Origin of the sequence: Massilia aurea, assembly GCF_024753205.1 — a bacterium.
Lineage (GTDB): Bacteria > Pseudomonadota > Gammaproteobacteria > Burkholderiales > Burkholderiaceae_D > Telluria > Telluria aurea.
In genome coordinates this window covers 1-1,138 of record NZ_JANUGZ010000025.1, presented here as the reverse complement: position 1 = coordinate 1,138, position 1,138 = coordinate 1, and the positions used below count along the sequence as shown (strand labels likewise).

The window sequence follows — 1,138 nt, the reverse complement described above, 5'->3', positions numbered from 1 at the left end:
GTGCGATGACGACCGCTTCGCCCACGCCGGGGCAGGCTGCCAGCTTCGCTTCGATTTCGCCCAGTTCGATCCGGAAGCCTCGGATCTTGACCTGAAAGTCTTTGCGACCGAGATATTCGATGTTGCCGTCAGCCAGCCAGCGGGCCAGGTCGCCGGTTTTGTACATGCGTGCCCCCGGCGTAGTGCTGAATGGATCGGCGACGAAGCGCTCGGCGGTCAGTTCCGGCCGGTTCAGGTAGCCGCGTGCGACGCCGGCACCGCCAATGTGGATTTCTCCGGTTACGCCGCTAGGCACCGGCTGACCGTGAGGATCGAGGATATAGATCTGGGTATTGGCGATGGGACGACCAATACCCGGCCGGAAACCGCCCTCGCGGGAGAACCGCGTCCACGTCGAGTAAGTCGTGGTTTCGGTCGGGCCATACAAGTTGGCAATATACCGGGTTGCGGTTCCGGCAAACAGCTGTTCGACGAGCTGGGCCTTTAATGGCTCACCCGCAAGATTGATGCCTGATACTGATGGAAGTATCCGGCCCGTGGCCAGCAAGCTGGCAGCAGCAGAGGGTACGGTATTGATGTGGGTGATGCTGGCCAACGAAACGCCGGGAGCCAAGATATCCTTGACCAAGGTGACCGTGCTACCCGAACTCAGCGGGAGAAACATTTCATAGACTGCCAAGTCGAAATTGATCGAGGTGGCGAATAAGGTCGATGCGCTCTGCTCTGGGCTGAAGTGCCGCATGGCCCAGACGATCAAGTTACATGCGTTCGCGTGTTCGATCATCACGCCCTTTGGCATGCCGGTCGAGCCGGAGGTATATATCACATAAGCCAAATGGCGCGGGCACAGCGCCGCTACGGATAAGTTGAGCTCGCCATGTATGTCATCGCCCATCTGAGCGGCATCGAACAGCACGACAGGCATGGGCGCTTCCATCGGCATGAACTGCGCGAACGCCCGATGGGTCAGCAGAATTGATGGTGCGCAGTCGCGCAACATGTAGTCCAGTCGATCGCGCGGATAGGCTGGGTCGAGCGGGACATAGGCCCCGCCTGCTTTGAGAATGGCGAGCAAGCCGACAATCATATCCAGGCTGCGTTCGACGCAAATGGCCACTCGTGCGTCGGGGACCACGCC

At 59.8% G+C, this 1,138-nt stretch carries 1 protein-coding gene; it reads right to left on the bottom strand.

The window, feature by feature from the left end; genetic code table 11:
- Positions 1-1,087: amino acid adenylation domain-containing protein (locus tag NX775_RS23870; protein WP_258838247.1), on the bottom strand; the 1,087-nt coding region annotated here is incomplete at its 3' end.
- Between the last annotated feature and the right edge of the window lie 51 nt (positions 1,088-1,138).